The organism is Sphingomonas oligoaromativorans (assembly GCF_011762195.1).
Classification (GTDB): domain Bacteria; phylum Pseudomonadota; class Alphaproteobacteria; order Sphingomonadales; family Sphingomonadaceae; genus Solisphingomonas; species Solisphingomonas oligoaromativorans.
This window is the reverse complement of the sequence record NZ_JAASQK010000004.1, coordinates 312,144-330,065: the sequence shown is the minus strand read 5'-3', so window position 1 is coordinate 330,065 and position 17,922 is coordinate 312,144. Positions and strand designations below refer to the sequence as shown.

At 68.3% G+C, this 17,922-nt stretch carries 16 protein-coding genes; 6 read left to right on the top strand and 10 right to left on the bottom strand.

What is annotated here, in order from left to right:
* Window positions 1-63: 63 nt before the first annotated feature.
* From FHS98_RS10220 to FHS98_RS10185, 8 genes are all read right to left on the bottom strand, one after another.
* Complete coding sequence (locus FHS98_RS10220; RefSeq protein WP_167103883.1) at window positions 64-816, bottom strand: LuxR C-terminal-related transcriptional regulator; 753 nt, start codon at window positions 814-816, stop codon at window positions 64-66.
* 325 nt (window positions 817-1,141) lie between these two features.
* On the bottom strand, window positions 1,142-1,819 hold the full coding sequence (locus FHS98_RS10215) for an HAD family hydrolase (RefSeq protein WP_167103880.1): 678 nt from the start codon (window positions 1,817-1,819) through the stop codon (window positions 1,142-1,144).
* The gene (locus FHS98_RS10210) at window positions 1,816-2,832 is read right to left on the bottom strand and encodes an ATP-grasp domain-containing protein (protein ID WP_208402173.1); all 1,017 of its coding nucleotides are present in this window, start codon (window positions 2,830-2,832) and stop codon (window positions 1,816-1,818) included. The genes FHS98_RS10215 and FHS98_RS10210 overlap by 4 nt, the downstream gene beginning before the upstream one ends.
* Window positions 2,832-3,515, bottom strand: coding sequence for a PIG-L deacetylase family protein (locus FHS98_RS10205; RefSeq protein WP_167104245.1), 684 nt, complete (start codon window positions 3,513-3,515; stop codon window positions 2,832-2,834). The genes FHS98_RS10210 and FHS98_RS10205 overlap by 1 nt, the downstream gene beginning before the upstream one ends.
* On the bottom strand, window positions 3,515-4,417 hold the full coding sequence (locus tag FHS98_RS10200; protein ID WP_167103877.1) for a methionyl-tRNA formyltransferase: 903 nt from the start codon (window positions 4,415-4,417) through the stop codon (window positions 3,515-3,517). Before FHS98_RS10200 ends, FHS98_RS10205 begins: the two co-directional genes overlap by 1 nt.
* Window positions 4,389-4,991, bottom strand: a complete 603-nt coding sequence (locus FHS98_RS10195) for a sugar transferase (protein WP_167103874.1) — start codon at window positions 4,989-4,991, stop codon at window positions 4,389-4,391. The genes FHS98_RS10200 and FHS98_RS10195 overlap by 29 nt, the downstream gene beginning before the upstream one ends.
* The gene (locus FHS98_RS10190) at window positions 4,988-6,163 is read right to left on the bottom strand and encodes a glycosyltransferase family 4 protein (protein WP_243847956.1); all 1,176 of its coding nucleotides are present in this window, start codon (window positions 6,161-6,163) and stop codon (window positions 4,988-4,990) included. The genes FHS98_RS10195 and FHS98_RS10190 overlap by 4 nt, the downstream gene beginning before the upstream one ends.
* Window positions 6,160-7,338 carry a glycosyltransferase gene (locus tag FHS98_RS10185; protein ID WP_167103868.1) on the bottom strand — a complete coding sequence of 393 codons (1,179 nt, stop codon included), beginning with the start codon at window positions 7,336-7,338 and terminating at the stop codon, window positions 6,160-6,162. The genes FHS98_RS10190 and FHS98_RS10185 overlap by 4 nt, the downstream gene beginning before the upstream one ends.
* Window positions 7,339-7,705: 367 nt before the next feature.
* Between FHS98_RS10185 and FHS98_RS10180 the strand changes: the two genes are divergently transcribed.
* The 6 genes from FHS98_RS10180 to FHS98_RS10155 all read left to right on the top strand — a co-directional run bounded on the left by FHS98_RS10180 (window position 7,706) and on the right by FHS98_RS10155 (window position 15,096).
* Window positions 7,706-9,715: a polysaccharide biosynthesis protein gene (locus FHS98_RS10180; protein ID WP_167103866.1), complete on the top strand. Its 2,010-nt coding sequence runs from the start codon at window positions 7,706-7,708 to the stop codon at window positions 9,713-9,715.
* 7 nt (window positions 9,716-9,722) lie between these two features.
* Window positions 9,723-10,961, top strand: a complete 1,239-nt coding sequence (locus FHS98_RS10175; protein ID WP_167103863.1) for a DegT/DnrJ/EryC1/StrS family aminotransferase — start codon at window positions 9,723-9,725, stop codon at window positions 10,959-10,961.
* 1 nt (window position 10,962) lies between these two features.
* Window positions 10,963-11,805 carry a sulfotransferase family protein gene (locus tag FHS98_RS10170; protein WP_167103860.1) on the top strand — a complete coding sequence of 281 codons (843 nt, stop codon included), beginning with the start codon at window positions 10,963-10,965 and terminating at the stop codon, window positions 11,803-11,805.
* A 135-nt stretch (window positions 11,806-11,940) separates the two neighbouring features.
* Window positions 11,941-12,495, top strand: a complete 555-nt coding sequence (locus FHS98_RS10165) for a polysaccharide biosynthesis/export family protein (RefSeq protein ID WP_167103858.1) — start codon at window positions 11,941-11,943, stop codon at window positions 12,493-12,495.
* Window positions 12,496-12,535: 40 nt separating this feature from the next.
* Window positions 12,536-13,762 (top strand): outer membrane beta-barrel protein, encoded by a 1,227-nt coding sequence (locus tag FHS98_RS10160; RefSeq protein WP_167103855.1) that lies wholly within the window; start codon window positions 12,536-12,538, stop codon window positions 13,760-13,762.
* 11 nt (window positions 13,763-13,773) lie between these two features.
* Window positions 13,774-15,096, top strand: a complete 1,323-nt coding sequence (locus FHS98_RS10155; RefSeq protein WP_167103852.1) for a pectate lyase family protein — start codon at window positions 13,774-13,776, stop codon at window positions 15,094-15,096.
* On the opposite strand, the gene FHS98_RS10150 is transcribed toward FHS98_RS10155, so the two are convergent.
* Window positions 15,068-16,231 carry a glycosyltransferase family 4 protein gene (locus FHS98_RS10150; protein ID WP_243847955.1) on the bottom strand — a complete coding sequence of 388 codons (1,164 nt, stop codon included), beginning with the start codon at window positions 16,229-16,231 and terminating at the stop codon, window positions 15,068-15,070. The two genes, FHS98_RS10155 and FHS98_RS10150, sit on opposite strands and share 29 nt — an antisense overlap.
* 17 nt (window positions 16,232-16,248) lie before the next feature.
* Window positions 16,249-17,550 carry an O-antigen ligase family protein gene (locus FHS98_RS19075; protein ID WP_167103846.1) on the bottom strand — a complete coding sequence of 434 codons (1,302 nt, stop codon included), beginning with the start codon at window positions 17,548-17,550 and terminating at the stop codon, window positions 16,249-16,251.
* Window positions 17,551-17,922 lie beyond the last annotated feature (372 nt).

Sequence of the window (17,922 nt, the reverse complement as noted above, 5' to 3'; positions counted from 1 at the left end):
TGATGAGGGCATTGGCATTCTGCATCCCGTCCCCCTCGATAGATCGTCCGAGCCGAGCTTCCGTCAGCCGAGATAGGCGCCTCCGCCTCCGAAAGCTCCGCCGCCGGCACCGTTCATCATTCCGCCCGCCGACGCCGCGACGGGGGCGCTCTGGAGGCCTCCGGTCAACCCGTGGCTCATTCCCCAGATCGCGGCCTGCGTCCGGTTCATCACGCCGAGCTTGCGGAGGATCGACTTGACGTGGACCTTGACGGTGGCCTCGGTAATCAGCAGCCGGCGCGAGATCACCTTGTTCGGTTCGCCCCGGATCAGCCCCTTGAGAATCTCGATCTCGCGATCGGAAAGATTGGCGTCCCCGGTCGAGACCTTGATCTCGTCGAGGCCGCCATCCGCCTTGAGCGAGGCGAGATCGAAGATCACCTGCGACGGGATCATCTTCTCGCCCAGCGCCACCAGCTTCAGCATCTCGGCCAGGCTGGCGCAGGAAATATGCTTGCCGACATAACCGTCTATTCCGGCATGGAAGGCCTCCGCCACGGCGCGGCTCTGGCAGTCGGTGGCGATGATGACGATCTTGCACCGAGGCCAGCGGTCATGGACATAGCGGCACGTCTCGAGCCCTTCCTCCTCGCTGTTGGCATCGATGATGACGAGGGGGACGCTGCCCGGCGCGTCGTCCCAATGCCCCAGATCGAGGGCGAGGCAGTCGCGATGGACGCCGACGACGTCGAAGGACTGCTCCGTCAATATCCGACGGAGGCCTTCGCCCTCGATCTCGTTCTGGCTGACGATCGCGATATTGAGATGTGCGTGCAAGGCTGCCCCCTTTGCACCGTAAAGGAATGGAGGCCAGCAAATCCGTGAAGGAATCCCCGGATCACGGACAGAGCGCAACGCACGCACGACTTGATGCGCTCAAATAATCGATGGACCCACACTCCCCCCGGCGCCACTCTGTTGGGTTCATCGCATGATCCACGCGAGAACTCGTCATCCGAGGTTGTCACTCGATGTCGTCTATGCATCACGCCGTAGCGTAAAGCGACCTCCCAGTAAGTCTGCGCAAGGTGCATGTGGATATCGGTCCGGCATCCGAAATGGGTACGCCTCTTCCGGCGGGAACTTTTCCCGCGCGAGCCCTTCAGGCCAGCAGTCCGTCGAAACTGTCGATCTCCCGTTCAGCGGGGTCGATCGGGGCCGTCACGCCTTCATGCAGGCGGCCGGGGCGGTTGATCTGCACGGTCCGCCAACCCATGCGCCGGGGCGCGACGAAATCCTTTTCGGGATTGTCGGCGACATAGGCGAAGGCACCGGCCGGCAGGGCAAAGAAGGACTGGACATGCTCGAAGGCGCGGCACGCGGGCTTCCAGCCCTGCCGCCCCCAGCGATCGGTGCAGACAGCCATCTCCACGCCGAGCCGATGGAGGCCGAGCGCACGGATCTTGCGGCGCTGCGCGTCCAGATAGCCGTCGGTGATGATGGCGAATCCGGTCCGCTCCGGCCGGTGCGAGAGGAAACGCGCCGCATCCTGCGCCAACCTGATGGTGGGCCGGTGCTGCCGATAGACCTGCACCATTCGCGGTATCAGTTCTTCCGCCCCCGAAACTCCCGCCGAAGCGAGCGCCGTATCGAAGAGATGCCCCCGCGCGCCCGCGCGGAAATTCTCCACCATCGCGCCGCCGGCATCGACGACGCCGAGCTGCCGCTCCATCCATCGGCCCACGGCATGGAGGCCGCTCTCCACATAGTCGCGCTCCAGATAGAGGGTGTCGTCGAGGTCGAACACGATCACGGTGTCGATCGCGGGGCGGCAGGTCACACGAACACCGCGTCGTCGTAGCGCAGCATCACCACGCCGGCCTGCCATGCGTCATGGGCCGTGCGCGGCAGGTCCAGCACCTGTTCGAGCAGCCAGCGGGTGAAGGTCGCCCCCGCCTGATGCGCCAGCGGATAGCCTCCGCCGAAGCGGGCGTTGATCTCGAACAGCGAGGCACGGCCCTCGCCATCCATGATCGCCTGGAAGCACATCGCGCCGAACGGCCCATCCAGCGCGGCGCCGAGATCGCGCGCCATCCCGCACAACACCGGATCGCGGATCGTCACCGCCTTCTCCACCTCGCCGGCACGCACCTTCAGCCGCTCGTGCGGGATGGCGCTGCGCAGCCGGCCATGCTCGTCGAAAAAGAGGTTCACCGTGAATTCGCGCCCGCGCAGCATTTCCTGCACGACATAGGGCTCCACGGCCGTCAGGGGCCGCAATTCCTCGCGATCGTGGATGATCTGGATGCCTCGGCTCGAACTGCCGTGGCGCGGTTTGGCGAGCAGCGGCCAGGGCCAGTCCGCGTCGCCACCGAGCAGTTCCTCGGCGCTGGCCGTCCGGGGCGAGGCGATGCCCGCCGCCGCAAGGAAACGCGCCGTCGCCAGCTTGTCCCGCGCCATCTCGACGATCGCGGGGCTTCCGATGGAGACCGTCGCACCGATTGCCGCGAAGCGATCGCGGGCGTGGCTGTATTGCACAAGCTCGGTGTCGATCGTCGGCACCACCAGAGCGATGCCGTGGCGCTCGCAGATGCCCAGCACCGCGTCGATATAGTCGGGCGATGGTGCGGGAGGAACGGCGAAGGCCCGATCCGCCTCGCGGCAGGCCGAGCTCCATTCCGGTTCCAGATCGCAGGCGATGATTTCGAGTGCGATGCCCAGCTCTTCGGCGGCGGAACGGAATGCCCGCAACAGACCGACGCGCCGCCCCGCCGAGCTGAGCAGCATCCGCACGGAACGGCTTCCGTTGCGCTCCCCGGATCGCCCGGAGAAACGATCGGAGGAGGCGTCCATCACCCCACCTCCCGGATCAGCATGAAAGCCTCCGCCGCCGCCCGTGTCACCGTCGAGCCGCGTACCGTCGCCAGCGCGCGCAGCGTCTCGAGCGAACGCTCGTCGGGCGGTGGCCGGCACTGGGACTCGAAGCAGGCGAAGGCGGTGAGCTTCGCTTCCAGATGATCCCCGATGTCGATGAAGATGTTGGGCTGGAAGGCCGGCGCGAGCGTCGGGGCGGACCAGTTCGTCTCGGACACCGTCTCGTAGGCCAGAATGCGCCGGGGGTAATGCTCCCCTCTTGGCCGCGCGGCGACCAGTGCTGCATCGAACACCAGCCGGTGATCGATGTGCAGATCACCCACGAAAGGCACGAACAGCGTATCGGGCCGCACCGTCTCCACGACGCGGGCGATGGCGTGGTTGAGGTCCGCCTGCGCCATGCGATCGAGTTCGGCAGCCGGCAGATCGAGGAAATGCGTGCGCGCGACGCCGAGCCTTCGGTGCGCGCGTTCGGCCTCGGCGCGCACCCGATCGGCCTGCGCCTCGTCGAACCGGGGCGGACGGCCGCGCGTGACGACCGCGACCTCCACCACTCCGCCTTCCGAGACGATCCGCGCCATCGTGCCGCCGCAGCCCAGCACCTCATCGTCCGGGTGCGGCGCCAGCACCAGAGCGCGGGCGATGCGAGAGACCAGCGTCATCATGCCCCCCGCAGCCGGACATGGATCGACGGCCGGGCGCCGCGCCACTCCGTCACCAGCACCCCCCGCCCGTCGCCGCAACGGACGGTGAAGCCCTGCTCCGACCGTTCCACCACCTGCCCGGCCAACGCGGCACGGTGATGCAAGAGATCGACCGGTTCGGCCTTCAGGATCACCAGCCGCTCCTCGCCCAGCATCGTCCAGGCGCCCGGATAGGGATCGCCACACGCCCGCACCATCCGCCAGATCGCCACCGCATCGTCATGCCAGTCGATCACGCCGTCCTCCGGCCGTCGCCGCGCCGCCCATGTGGCATAGCGCTCGTCCTGCGGGCGGGGCTCCACCGTCCCGGCGGCGAGGCCGGAGAGAAGCCCCGGCAGCATCGCCTCCAACACCGCTATATGCCTGGCGTAGAGCGTCGCGGCGGTCTCGTCGGGAGCGACATGGAAGAAATGCTGGGCGAGGATCGCGCCGCTGTCCGTCCCCTCGTCGATCAGGAAGAGCGTGCCGGCGGTGATCGGCTCGTCCAGCAGGATGGTCCATGGGATGACGCCACGCCCGCGCAATCGCGGCAACGGAGCCGGATGATAGCCGACCACCCGCCCCGGCGCGAGCGCGCGCATCGCCTCCCCGCAAAGCTGGGACCAGCCGATCACGAAGAGATAATCGGGCGCGAGCGCCGCGATGGCCGTTCGCGCCTCCTCCGCATTGGCGTTGGCGGTACGGAGCATAGGGCAGCCGATGGCACGGGCCTCGGCCTCCAGATCGACGAAATCCGAATGCCGCCCGGCAAGATCGAGGGGCAGCGTCACCAGTCCGGCCAGCGTCCAGCCCGGCGCATCCGCCAGCGCGCGGAGCGCCACGCGCGTGCTCTCAACCGCGCCGATGAGAAGCGCCCGCATGTGCCCTCCCGATCGCCGCCGCATCGCGCCGCTCGCCCAGCAGGCTGACGAGCAGCGTCCGTCCGATGATCCGCAGGTCCAGCGCGGCCGTGCGGTTGCGGATATACCAGAGATCGAGCGCGATCTTGTCGGCGTCGCTGAGCAGCGTATTGCCGTTGACCTGCGCCCAGCCCGTCATGCCGGGGCGGACCCGTCCGCGTTCCCGCCCCGCCTCTCCGGCCGCGGCGACGGTGACGGGCAGCAGCGGCCGGGGGCCGATCAGGCTCATATCCCCGAGCAGCACGTTCCAGAGCTGGGGCAGTTCATCGATGCGTGCGGCGCGGAGCAGGCGGCCGCTGGGGGTTGTCCGCTCGGCATCGGGCAGGAGCGCGCCGCAGGCGCCCCGCGCCTCGTTCATGGAACGGAACTTCACCAGCCGGAATGGCCGCCCCCCGAGGCCGCTTCGGGTCTGCACGAAGAGCACCGGGCTTCCATCCAGCAGCAGAAGGGCCACTCCGGTCAGAAGCAGCAACGGCGCAAGCAGGCCCAGCGCCGCCACCGCCACCAGCATGTCGGCACAGCGCCGGACCGTCATGATGCGACACCCGCCAGCGCGGCGGCGGCGCCCCTTCCCGAGGGTCGCGAGGGCACGTCGGCCCGGAGCCGCATGGTGGAGAGGAGAATATCGTTCACCCGCTCGACCGAGAAGCGCTCCACCGCCGTTTCGCGGGCGCGGCCGCCCATCCGGGCAACCAGCTCGGGCCGCAGGAGGAAGCGCTCCATCGCCATGGTCAGCGCTTCCGCGTCGCGGGGTGGGACGATGTAGCCGTTGACGCCCGGATCGATCGGCTCGCGGCATCCGGGCATGTCCGTGGTGATGACCGCCCGGCCCGTGGCCATCGCCTCCAGGATCGTGCGGGGCAGCCCCTCGCGATACCAGCTCGGCAGCACGAACACGCTGGCGGCGGCGAGATAGGGGCGGACGTCCCGCGCCTCGCCCAGATAGCGGATCGCGCCCTCGCGCCGCCATTGCTCCACCTGCGCGGCATCGACGCCGGCGGGGCTGGGATCGGGCGGCCCCAGCAGGGCGAACCACGCCTCGGGATAGCGGCCGCGCAGGCGCCGCGCCGCCTCGGCATATTCGGACAGGCCCTTGCTGTGCAGCAGCCGCGCGATCATCAGGAAGCGGACCGGACCGGCGGGTATCGGCGCGGCGCCGTAATGGTCGAGGTCCACCCCCGAGCCCGGCACGCGCACCACGTTCGCGTCCGCCCGGATCATGCGGTGGCGGAGCATCTCCTCCCGATCGTCCGCATTGAAGACGAAGACGCCCTCCGCCCGCTTCAGCGCGATACGATAGAGAAGCGCCACCACGGCGCGCAGCCAGCGCCCGCCCTCTTCTCCGAAGGCGAGCCCCAGCCCGCTCACCATCGCGAAATAGCGCGGCACGCGCGTGATACGGCTGGCTATCCCCGCATAGACGATCGGCTTCTGCGTATAGGCAAGCACCAGCCCCGGCCGCTGGGCACGGAACAGGCCGACGAGCCAGCCCAGCGTACGCAGATCCGCGAAGGGATTGAGCCCGGAACGTGCCATGGGCATCACGCGATAGGATACACCCATCGTCCTCAGCTCGCGTGCGACCTCCCGGTCCTCCTCGGGCGCGCAGGCCAGCACCTCATGGCCGCACGCCACCATGTCGGCGAGCAGACGCTTGCGGAAGTTGACGAGGGAGAAGGCCAGGCTGGCCACCACGACGATCCTCATCGCGCGCCCTCCGCCCATGCCGCAGCCGGAAGGCGCGAAGGCGCCTGCCCGCCATGCTCGCGGAACAAGGCGGCATAGCGCTGCACCACACCGGACAGCGAGAAATGCTCCTCGATCCGTGCGCAGGCGGCGCACCCCAGCGTGGCGCGCCGCTCCGGCCCCAGATCGGCGAGATCGAGCAGCGCCTTCGCCAGCGCGTCCGCGTCGCGCGGAGGGACGGCGCGGCCGGTTTCGCCCACCACCCATGCCGCATCGCCCACGTCGGTTGCGACGCAGGGGACTCCCGCCGCCATGGCCTCGCCGATGATGTTCGGGAAACCCTCGCCCCACGCCGAAGGCAGCGCCACCATATCCAGCCCGGCCAGCCATGCCGGAACATCGGTGCGATGCCCCGCCAGCGTCCAGCTTCCCGGCGAGAGGCGATCGAGCCACGCCGCCATGTCGCCGGAGGGCGCATCCATCCCCTCACCCGCGATCAACAGATGCGTATCCGGGCGGCGCTCCCGCACCTTCGCGAACGCTGCGAGCAGGTTGGGGACATCCTTCATCGGATGGTTGCGGGCGATCATGCCGATCGACACCGCCCCTTCAGGCAGACCGAACAGCGCGTGGAGCGTCCGGCGGGCGGGTTCGCGCGGTGCGAAGCCCTGAGCGTCGAAGCCATTGGGGATGACGAGATCCCGCCGCGCCCGATAGCCGAACGTCCGATATTGCACCCGCGCCGCGCGCGAATTGTAGACGATGGCGGAGGGCGCGCCCGACAGCCACGCCCCCATGCGCAGGATCATCCGGCTGAAGCGCTTCTCCTGCCGGTAACCACTGAGCGAGTGGCGGACGTTCCAGATCACCGGCACCCGGCCGGGCGCCGCCAGCGCGCCCAGACTGGCCGCGAGCTGGCCATGATGCATCCATCCCATGATGAGATCGGGGCGAACCTCATGCATCACGGTCACCAGACGGGTCATCGCTCCCGGCAAGGGCAGCCTGCCACGCATTTCGAGGCTCCGCACCCGCGTCCCCGTCGCCGCGATGCGCTCGCCCGCCACGCCCGGCGTCATCAGCGACAACACCTCCGGCCGGATATCAGGCATGAGATCGCGGCTCTCCAGCAGGCGGGCGAGCATCGTCTCCGCCCCTCCGACGTTCAGGCCCGTAATGACGTGAAGCAGCTTCACGCCTCCGCCTCCTTCGCCAAGATGCCGGCTCTCTCGCCCATAGCCCCCTGCGCGCAGACGATTTTCGGAAAGCCTAGGCGAAAGCCGTCTGCGAGGGCCTGGCAATTTCGGGCATCATCCCTTCGCTTCCAAAGGAGGGATGCCAGGCCCGCCAGACACCTCCTTTGGCGAGGCCGCGATCGACCGGCCGGATATTCCCCTCCCAAATGGCGTGAATCCGCCCCCTAGGCGGTGGCCCCCGGATGCGCCTTTCCGCGGGGCGATCCCGCCCATCTATGTTTCTCGCCAAGCCGAGCGGCGTCGACGGAAACCACACGCGCCGCGCGTCAAGTTGGGCCGACTTCGCGCCGAAGGGGAACGTGGTCGTATGAAAGCCATCCCGACCATAGGGCACTGCGCCGCGCGGAGGATCGGCTATATCCTCTATGACGCCGGCGCGATCGCCCTCGCGCTGACGCTGGCGCTGGCGCTCCGCATGAACGGCTCGATCCCTCCGAAGATGTGGGAGGGGCTCGTCGCCAATCTGCCGATCTTCATCGTGAGCGGCCTCATCACCTTCCATGTCTTCGGCCTCTACAGGCGCGTCTGGCGGATGCCTTCGCTGTCGGATCTGAGTTCGCTGCTCGAAGCCGCGTCGATATCGATCGCGGTGCCGGTGCTCGTGCTGGTGGCGGTTTCCCGCGCGCGTTGGCTGCCGACGTCCGTGCCGATCATCCAGTGGCTGGTGCTGGTGGCGATCCTCGTCGTGGGGCGGATCGGGCGGCGCATCCTGAGCGACCGGCTGCGCGAGATCCGCCGCCAGCATCATATCGCCCCGGCCTCCCCGGAGCCGGCGCACGCCGCGCCCAAACGCGCGCTGATCGTCGGCCTGCCGGAGCAGGTGGCGGTGCTGTTGCGCCAGATCGAGGCGACGCCCAACCCCGGCTATGTCCCCGTCGGCATCATCGACACGGGCGAACGCGACGTCGAGCTGCGGCTGCGCGACGTGCCCATCCTCGGCGGGATCGACGCGCTGGAGCATGTCGTCGGCAAGCTCGCCGCCCGTGAAGAACGGCCGAGCTGCCTGATCCTCGCGGAAGGCGCCGCCGTGCCGGGCAACAGCCGTCTCCGCCTCGTGGCGGCGGCCGAGACGCTGGGCCTCTCGGTGCTGCACGCGCCGTCACCGACCGAGATCGGTCAGCCGTTGGACCTTGAGGTGATCGACCTCGCCGATCTGCTCGGCCGCCCGCAGGCCGAGCTGGACGAAGATGTCGTGCTCCGCGCCCTCAAGGGGCAACGCGTGATGGTCACGGGCGCGGGCGGCACGATCGGCCGCGAGCTCGTCCGCCAGATCGCCACCATGGACCCGGCCGAGATCATCCTGCTCGAATGCGGGGAGTTCAATCTCTACTCGGTCGAGCTGGAGCTGCGCGAGAATTATCCGCACATCCCCTGTACGCCGCTGCTCTGCTCGATCCGCCAGCGCCGCAGCGTGATGGCCGCCTTCGAACAGCATCGGCCGGACTTCGTCTTCCATGCCGCCGCGCTCAAGCATGTGCCGCTGGTCGAGACGAACATCTGCGCGGGCGTGCAGACCAACGTGCTCGGCACCCGCAACGTGGCCGACGCCGCCCAGCGCTATGGCGTGCGTGCGATGGTGCAGGTCTCCACGGACAAGGCGGTGAACCCCGTCGGCATCATGGGCGCCAGCAAGCGGCTGGGCGAACTTTATTGTCAGGCCCTCGATCTCGACGGTGCCGGCGATCCGGGCGCGGCGCGGTTCATGACCGTGCGGTTCGGCAATGTGCTGGGATCGAGCGGCTCGCTCATCCCGCTCTTCCAGCGGCAGCTCAAGCGCCGCGCCCCGCTCACCGTCACGCATCCCGAGATCACGCGCTATTTCATGACCGTCCACGAGGCCGTGCAGCTCGTGCTCCACAGCATGGCGCGGGCGATGGAGTGCGACGTGCGGCGCGGCCGGATCGTCGTGCTCGACATGGGCGAGCCGGTGAAGATCATCGATATCGCGCGTCGCATGATCCGCCTCGCGGGGCTGGAGCCGGACAGGGACGTGCCGATCCAGATCGTCGGCCTGCGCCCCGGCGAGAAGCTCTACGAGGAATTGTTCGACGAGCGCGAGCAGCGCCTGCCTTCCGCGCTTCCCGGCGTGTTCGAGGCCCAGCCGTCGCCCGTGCCGATCGAGGTGCTGCGCGAAGGGCTGGAGGCGCTCGCCCGCGCGATCATGGCCCATCAGGAGGAGAGCGTGAAGCATATCCTCTTCTCGATGATCGAGCCGGACGGCGGCGACATGCTTCAGGTCGCGCCGAAGCAGCCCGCCGCGACGGGTCGCGCCAGCGCCGCCTGGCCGCCCGAAGCGCTCGTCCCGCAATCCTTGTAGCGCTGCCATGGCCAGCATCCTGCCCGACATCGGAGACATGGACGACGCCTCGCCCTACGATGTGGTGAAGCTCGCGCGCATCCGTTCGCGCTGGCCGGTCTATGCCGAGGACGAGATCGAGGCGGTGGCCGAGGTGCTGCGCTCCGGGCGGGTGAACTCGCTCCACCATGGCGAGAAATGCGCTGCCTTCGAGGCCGCCTTCGCCCGGATGTGCGACCAGCCCCACGCCATCGCGCTCGCCAACGGCACATTGGCGTTGGAAGTGGCGCTCAAGACCTTTGGTATCGGGCCGGGTGACGAGGTGATCGTGCCCGCACGAAGCTTCGTCGCCTCGGCGAGCTGTGTCGTGGCGTGCGGGGCCACCCCGGTCTTCAGCGACATCGATCCCGAGACGCAGGGACTCACGGCCGATCTCGTCGCCCGCGCGCTGACCGGGCGGACGAAGGCGATCATCCTCGTCCATCTCGGCGGCTATCCGGCCGCGGCGGACGAGATCGCGACGCTGGCCGAGCGGCATGGCGTGAAGCTCATCGAGGATTGCGCCCAGGCCCATGGCGCGACGCTGGGCGGCCGCCCGGTGGGCAGCTTCGGCGACGCGGCGGCCTTCTCCTTCTGCACGGACAAGATCATCTCGACCGGCGGCGAAGGCGGGATGCTGCTGCTGCGCGATGCGGCGACGGCACGGCGGGCCTGGTCGCTCAAGGATCATGGCAAGGATCAGCAGGACGCCCATGCCGTCGTCGCGGGCCATGGCTTCCGCTGGCTCCACCGCGAATTTGGCAGCAACTATCGGCTGACCGAGATGCAGGCCGCCATCGGCCTCGCCCAGCTTCAGAAGCTCCCGCTCTGGACCGGTACCCGGCGTCGCAACGCGGCGATCCTGATCGAGGAGCTGTCCGACAGCGCCGTCCTCCGTCAGGTGCATCCGCCGGAGAATGTCGGCCACGCCTATTACAAGTTCTACGCCTTCGTGCGGCCGGACACGCTCCACCCGCGCTGGAGCCGCGACCGCATCGTGGAGGAGGCCTGGCATCTCGGCATCCCCTGCCAGACGGGGATATGCCCGGAAATCTACCGCGAACGCGCGTTCGCAGACGCCGGCATCGGGCCGGAGCGCCGCCTGCCCGTCGCCCACATGCTGGGGGAAACCAGCCTGATGCTTCCGGTCGACCCGACGCTGGACGAGGAAAGCTGCCGCACCATGGGACGCATCCTGCGCTCCGTGCTGGACGAGGCGGGGCGCTGACATGGCCGACGGACGGCTCCCCTCCTTCCTCGTGATCGGTGCCGTCAAGGCGGCGACCACCTGGATCGGCCACCAGCTCCGCCATCATCCGATGCTGTGGCTGCCCACGGCCGAGCCGCATTTCTTCAGCACCGAATATGCGCGCGGCGTGGACTGGTATCGCTCGCTCTTCGCCGAGGCGCCGGCGGACCCCATCGTCGGGGAGAAATCCGCCGACTATCTCGCCCACCCCGATGCGGCCCGGCGCATCGCCGCGCTGCTGCCCGGCATCCCGCTGATCGTGCAGCTCCGCGATCCGGTCGAGCGCGCTTATTCGGATTATTGCATGCTCTATCGACGCGGACAGGTGAGCAGCGATCCCCGCCGCTACCTCGACGGCCGTGTCGCCGCCGGGGGGCGCTTCCTCGAAGGCGGGCGCTACGCCCATCATATCCGCCGGCTCTACGAGCATATTCCCGCCGAGCGGCTCCAGATCATCCTCTACGAGGATATCCGCCGCGAGCCGGAGGCGGTGATCGCGCGGGTATGCGGGCATATCGGCGTGCCCACCCATATCGCGCCCGAGGCCGTGGACGATCGCCGCAACGACAGCCGCGCGCCGACGCTCCCCCTGCCGCTACGCCGCATTCTCCGGCCGGCGCGGCCACTGCTCGATCCGATGCGATCCAACCCGTGGCTGGCGCGGGTGTGGACCTCGCTCGCCCGGCCGGTGCGCTACCCGCCGCTCACCGAGGAGCTTCGGGCGATGCTACGCGATTATTATCGCGACGATATCCGCGACCTGGCCAATCTTCTGAAGCGAGACTTGTCCGGCTGGTTGTGCGATGATCGCGCCGTCGCATGAGCGGGGGTTATGCCATGCGATGAGTCGATACCGCCGTTTCCCTGCCCGCAAGGCAGGGAGGAAATCTTCGGATCGCGGGCCGACCGATGGAAGCCATGGGCCGCACCGCGATCTTCCGCCGAAGAGGAGGGGGCAGTGACGAAACATCGGTTCATCGCGATCTCGGCAGCCATCCTGATGCTGGCCGGCACCGGCGGAGCAAGCGGCGCGCGCCTGCCCGAAATGTCGATGACGGCGCCGGGCGTCTATCAGCTCGGGCCGGGCGACCAGATCCGCATCACGGTCTTCGGCCTCGACGCCATCACCAACACCTATCTGATCGACGATACCGGCGAGGTGGCGCTGCCCATGCTCGATCCCGTCAAGGTCGCGGGCAAGACGCTCCGGCAGGCGGAAGCCTCTATCGCCTCGCAGATCCGCGCCAAGCAGCTCGTCAACGATCCCAAGGTCAGCGCCCAGATCATCGCCTATCGCCCCTTCTACATCGCGGGTGAGGTGCAGAAGCCGGGGCAATATCCCTATGTGCCGGGCATGTCGCTGATGACGGCCGTATCGATCGCGGGGGGCTATACCTTCCGCGCCAACACCCGCTCCGCGACGATCACCCGCGCCTCGCAGAAAGGGAGCGCGACGGCGGACACGCCCGTGCTGCCCGGCGACATGATCGTGGTCCGGGAAAGCTGGTTCTAGGCCTGTGAGCCGCGGGATCAGGCTCTTCGGAGCGGCGCTTGTGCCGGGGGCCGGCCCGGTGCTGGCCCTTTCCATCCTCTGTCTGGGTGCCACCCCGCTGATGGGGCAGGACGAGCAGCGCGACATGTCGATCATGAGCCTGCCCCGCCCCGGCTACGAGCCGCGCACGCTGACGGCCGGCGGCTTCCTCCTCGTGCCGAGCCTCGAGGCGGACGCCACCTACAACGACAATATCTTCGCCACGCCCGATCGGCGAAAGGGCGACACCGTCTTCGACATCCAGCCGCGCCTGACCGGCGAACTCAAGCGCTCCACCTTCGATCTCAAGACGGACCTCCACGCCGATCTCATCCGCTACGCCGATACGCCGCGGGAGAACGTCAACACCTTCGGCGCCAAGGCCGATGCCACCAAGACGTTCGGCGCCAGCCAGACGCTCAACGCCACCGTCACCTTCGACCGCACCTATGAGCGCCGGAGCGATCCCGAGGCGGACTTCGACCGATCCCTGCCGCCCGCGCTCATCAACCTCGCGACGGGTGATTTCAGCTATGCCTACAAGGGCGGGCGGGCCGGCGTGATCGCGCGCGTCGCCATCAGCCATCTGGACTATCTGCCGACGGTTGACGCGGACCGCGACCTGACGACCTATCGCGCCTCCGTGCGGGGCCTGCTGAACGTCACGCAGCGCGTGGCTGTCTATATCGAGCCGTTCGTCAACCGCCGCGACGCGCGCCTGCGCGTCGATCGCAACGGCATCAACCGCGACACGACCACGAGCGGCGCGCTGGCAGGCCTGTCCTTCGACATCACCAACCGGCTTCAGGGCAATATCGGGGCCGGTGTCTTCTCCTCCGATCCCGACGATCGCCGGCTCAAATCCTTCACCGGGCTCGCCGCGAGCGGCCGGCTCGTCTGGCACCCACGCGTGCGGACGACCGTGGTGGCGGACGTGTTCCGGGGCGACGTCGCCACGATCCGCAACGGTGCGATCGGCCGCATCGATACGCGAGCCGGCGTCTCCATCGATCAGGAGGCGCGGCACAACCTGATCCTCCATGCCGGCGTCGCGATCGACAACATCCACTATCGCGGCTCGATCGACCACGATCAGCGCTACATCAGCGGCACGGCCGAGGCCCGCTATCTGATGAACCGCTTCCTCACGCTGATCCTGAACACCACCTACACGCATCGCGGCGCGGACCAGCAGGTGGATCGCTTCCACCGCTGGCAGACACAGCTCGGAATACGCTTCGCCTATTGAGGGACAGGCACATGGACCGGAAACGGCTGCTGCTCTGGGGCATGGCCATGCTGCTGATGCTGCTCGGCGAAGCGGCCGCCGCCGCGCCCGTGGCGCAGAAGGAGGCGTTTCCGGGTGCCGAAGGCTATGGCCGCACCTCGATCGGCGGCCGCGGCGGGCGGATCATCCCGGTCACCACGCTGGCGGATTCCGGCCCCGGATCGCTCCGCGCCTGCATCGACGCGCGCGGCCCGAGGGTATGCACCTTCCGCGTGGGCGGCGTGATCCGCTACACGAGCAGGCGGCCGATCATCGTCAATCCCTACATCACCATCGCGGGGCAGACCGCGCCGGGCGGCGGCATCCTCCTCACGCACAATGGCGGGCCGGACGGCTTCACCCCGCTCGTCATCAAGAACACCCACGACGTCATCATCCGTTACATCCGGGTGCGGCCGGACCGGCGCGGCGAGCAGCGCGAGTCCAACAGCGGCATCACCATCGAGAACAGCCGCCGCGTGATGATCGACCATGTCAGCACGTCCTGGTCGCTGGATGAGAATATCGGCGGCTATGCCCAGAATGACGAGATCACCATCTCCAACTCGATCTTCGCCGAGGGCATTCCCAGGCACGACAAATGCGCGCTGCTGGCCAGCGATCCGAAAGGCCCGCAGCATGTCAGCTTCATCCGCAACCTCTGCGCCCACAACGGCGATCGGAACCCGGACATCAACTTCCCGCGCGGCTCCTGCGTCGAGATCGTGAACAACGTGCTGTATAACGGCGTGGTCGAGTTCGCGGAAATCTGGGAAAGCTACGGCGGCACGCCCGTCAGCATCGTCGGCAATTATTTCCGCGCCGGCCCCAACAGCAAGGTCGGCTATGCCCATGCGCTGGTCTATCATGCGCTCGGAAGCACCGGCCATGCCCGCCTGTACGACAAGGGCAATGTCTTCGACGGATTGCTGGCCGAGAATGAGGGCGTGGCGGCCGTCCGCGTGCCATCTCCCCCCTGCCCGATCACCGTTCCCGTCACCAGCGCGCAGGCAGCCTATGACGAAGTGCTCGCCCATTCCGGCGCGCTGCCCCGCGACGCGGTCGACCGCCGGATCGTTTCCGAGGTTCGCAGCCGGTCGGGCCATATCGTTTCGGGTTTCGGCGATCTGCCGGTGATCGCCTCCGGCAAGCCCTATCCCGATCGCGACAATGACGGAATGGCCGACGACTGGGAAGTTGCTCACGGCCTCAACCCGGACAAGTTCGATGCGTGGGGCCACCATGACGCCAGCGGCTGGACCAATCTGGACGAGTTCCTCGACGATCTCAGCAAGGAACGGATCGCGCACCCCTGATCGATCGGCGGATGTCCATTCCGGCCAGCAGATCGTCCCAGCGCTGCTGGATCGCCTCCGGGCGATAGCGCCGGGCGGATCGCCGCGCGGCCTCGCCCAGCCGGGCGCGGAGTTCCCCGTCGCCCATCAGCCGCCCGAGCGCACCCGCCAGCCCCGGAACATCGCCACAGGGGACGAGCAGGCCGTCCTCCTCCGGCCGGATCATCTCAGCGGGTCCGAAGTCGCAATTGAAGGCCGCCACCGGAAGCCCCCCCGCCATCGCCTCGCCGAGGACATTGCCGAACCCCTCGTAGCGGGAGGAAAGCACGAAGGCGTCCGCCTGCCCCACCCATTCGTCGGGCGAACGGCTGTTGCCGCGCAGGCTGATCCGATCCGCCATCCGATGCCGCGCAATCCGCTTCTCCAGCAGCGGGCGATCCTCGCCCTCGCCCCAGATCGCCAGCGTCCAGTCGGGATAGGCCGGTGCGACGAGCGCGAAGGCGTCGATCAGCATGTCGAAGCCCTTCTGCCATGTCAGCCGCCCCGTCGCCGCCAGCACATGACCGTCGCGGGGCGGCCCCTCGACCGGGTGGACGGAGATCGGGTTGGGGATGACGGACGCCCGCCTTCGCGCCGCCGCGCCAAGGCAGGCGAGGCTTGCCCGCGTCTGCATGACGATGCCTTCCGCGCGCCAGTGCAGCCGCGCGAGGAGCAGCGTCCACACGCGACTGGCCTGCTGCATCCGGGGGTTGTTGCGTTCCGAAACGATCACCCGCCGGCCGGTGCCGAGGCTCGCCAGCAGCGTCAGCACATTGATCTTGGTGAGGAAGGAGATGGTGACGTCGGGTGCCACGTCCGCCAGCGTCCGCCGCAGCGCCGCGATCCGCCGGAGCACCGCGCGCACGCCTGCCAGCCGTCCACCCCCGCCGGGCTCGATCCCGAGCCGGACGAGGCGGATGCGCGGATCGATCGCGTGGAAGACGGGCGCGTCCACGCGATCGAAGGCGATGACGGTGACGCGGTGCCCCTCTTCCACCCAGCGGCCGGAGATCAGGCTCACCACCCGCTCCGCTCCGCCCGCCCCCAGCCCGGCCAGCACGATCGCGATATGCGGGAATCCGCCGCCCCGCCGGGCGCCGTCCGCCGTGGGGGCCATATGCGGCCGCCACTCCATCAGAGCGCCTGCTCTGCCCGCCTCAGCAGGCTGCGCCGCCGCTGTGCCGGTCCGACGTCGAGCGCCACCTCGATCGATATCGCCAGCGCGATCAGCACCGGCACGGACCAGAGCCGCGCATACATATGCGGGCTCGCCGTGGTGGCGATCAGGAAAGTGGTGGTGGTGGAAAGCGTCAGCGCGGTCGCCAGCCGATCGCGCGGATAGGCCCGGATCGCCGCGGCAAGCAGCACCGCCATCATCAGCACCCAGCCGAACATCGCGATCAGCCCGCCCTCGGCCCAGAGCAGCAGATACATGTTGTGGACGGGCGCCTTGTAGATGCTGATCTCGCGATACTGGTCGGCGCCGACCCCCACCAGCATATGGCTTTCCACCATTCCCCACGCCTCGCGGATCAGCGCCATCCGCCCCTCGAACGTGCCCGCTTCGGAAATGTCGCCGCGATCGATGGCGTTGCCCACGCGATCGACGAAGATCTTGGGCAACCCGCCCCCATTCTCGAAATAGAGAAGGGCGAGCAGCGCCCCTCCCGCCACCAGCAGCAGCGTCGTGCGAAGGCTCGGCCGGATGCCTCCCACCGCCATGAAGGTCAGCACCGCCGCCGAACAGCCTATGAAGGCCGTGAACGACGCGGTGAGGATGACACCCAGCAGCAGCACCGCGAGCCACAGCAGCAGCAAGACATTCCCGATCTCCTTCTTGGCGCGCAGATAGAAGGCGGCGGGCACGGCCATGGCGAGCACGGCGCCGTTCCAGTTCGCATCGGCCGTGAAGGCGCCCAGCCGCCGCCCGCCCGACAGGAAATCGATGCCGAGCAGGCTGCGCGCCTCCTCGAACGATCCCGTGTAGGTGAACCAGATATAGGCCCCGAACAGGTTCATCGCGAACACGCCCCAGGTGAAGGCCTTGAGCATCCGCACCGTCTGATCCGGCCCGCGCCGCATCACGATCAGCGGCAGGACGACCCAGGCGAAGAGATATTGCCCCGCCACGATCAGCCACCGCCACGGCATCGGGCAGCCGATCGATCCGATCAGCAGGCCGATCGCCAGCATCGCGAACCCGGCCAGCCAGAAGGGGGTGAGGAAGCGCAGCGGCTCCAGCGGGATACGATGCTGGATGACGAGCACGAGCAGCCCGAGCAGGAACAGCGCATCGCTCAGCGTGAACATCACGTCCTGTATCGGGCGCCAGGTCAGATAGCAGGAGAAGAATATCCCGCCGAGGATGATCCAGGGCGTTTCCGCCCCTTGCGGGCGCCCCGTCGCCATCGCCTCCTGCCTGACGAGAGTCGCCACGATATCGCCGCCCCGAACCTGTCGCCGGCCACGGGTGTAATCCGCTCCTTCGGGGCGGGACATCGCCCTTTCGGAGCTACACACCTTCGCAGGGAAGCGCGGCGGCCCCGCTAATCCCTTCGGAGTAGCCATCCGAAAGCGGCTCTCGCCTCGGGGCCGGCGGTTCGATCCCTTGCCCATAATGGCCGGCAACCGCTTCAATCCCGAGGTCATTCGTCGATACGAGCCTGTCGTTCGTCGGGTCCGGGCGCTGTCCGCAGAGCGGCGAGCGCTTCCGGTCGAACCTCATGGGTCGGCCGCGGAAGGCTTCCTTATGGTGCGGCTCCGCGAGGTCGGAAGACACCGCGAACACGCCGGGCAAGGCCCCGGTCA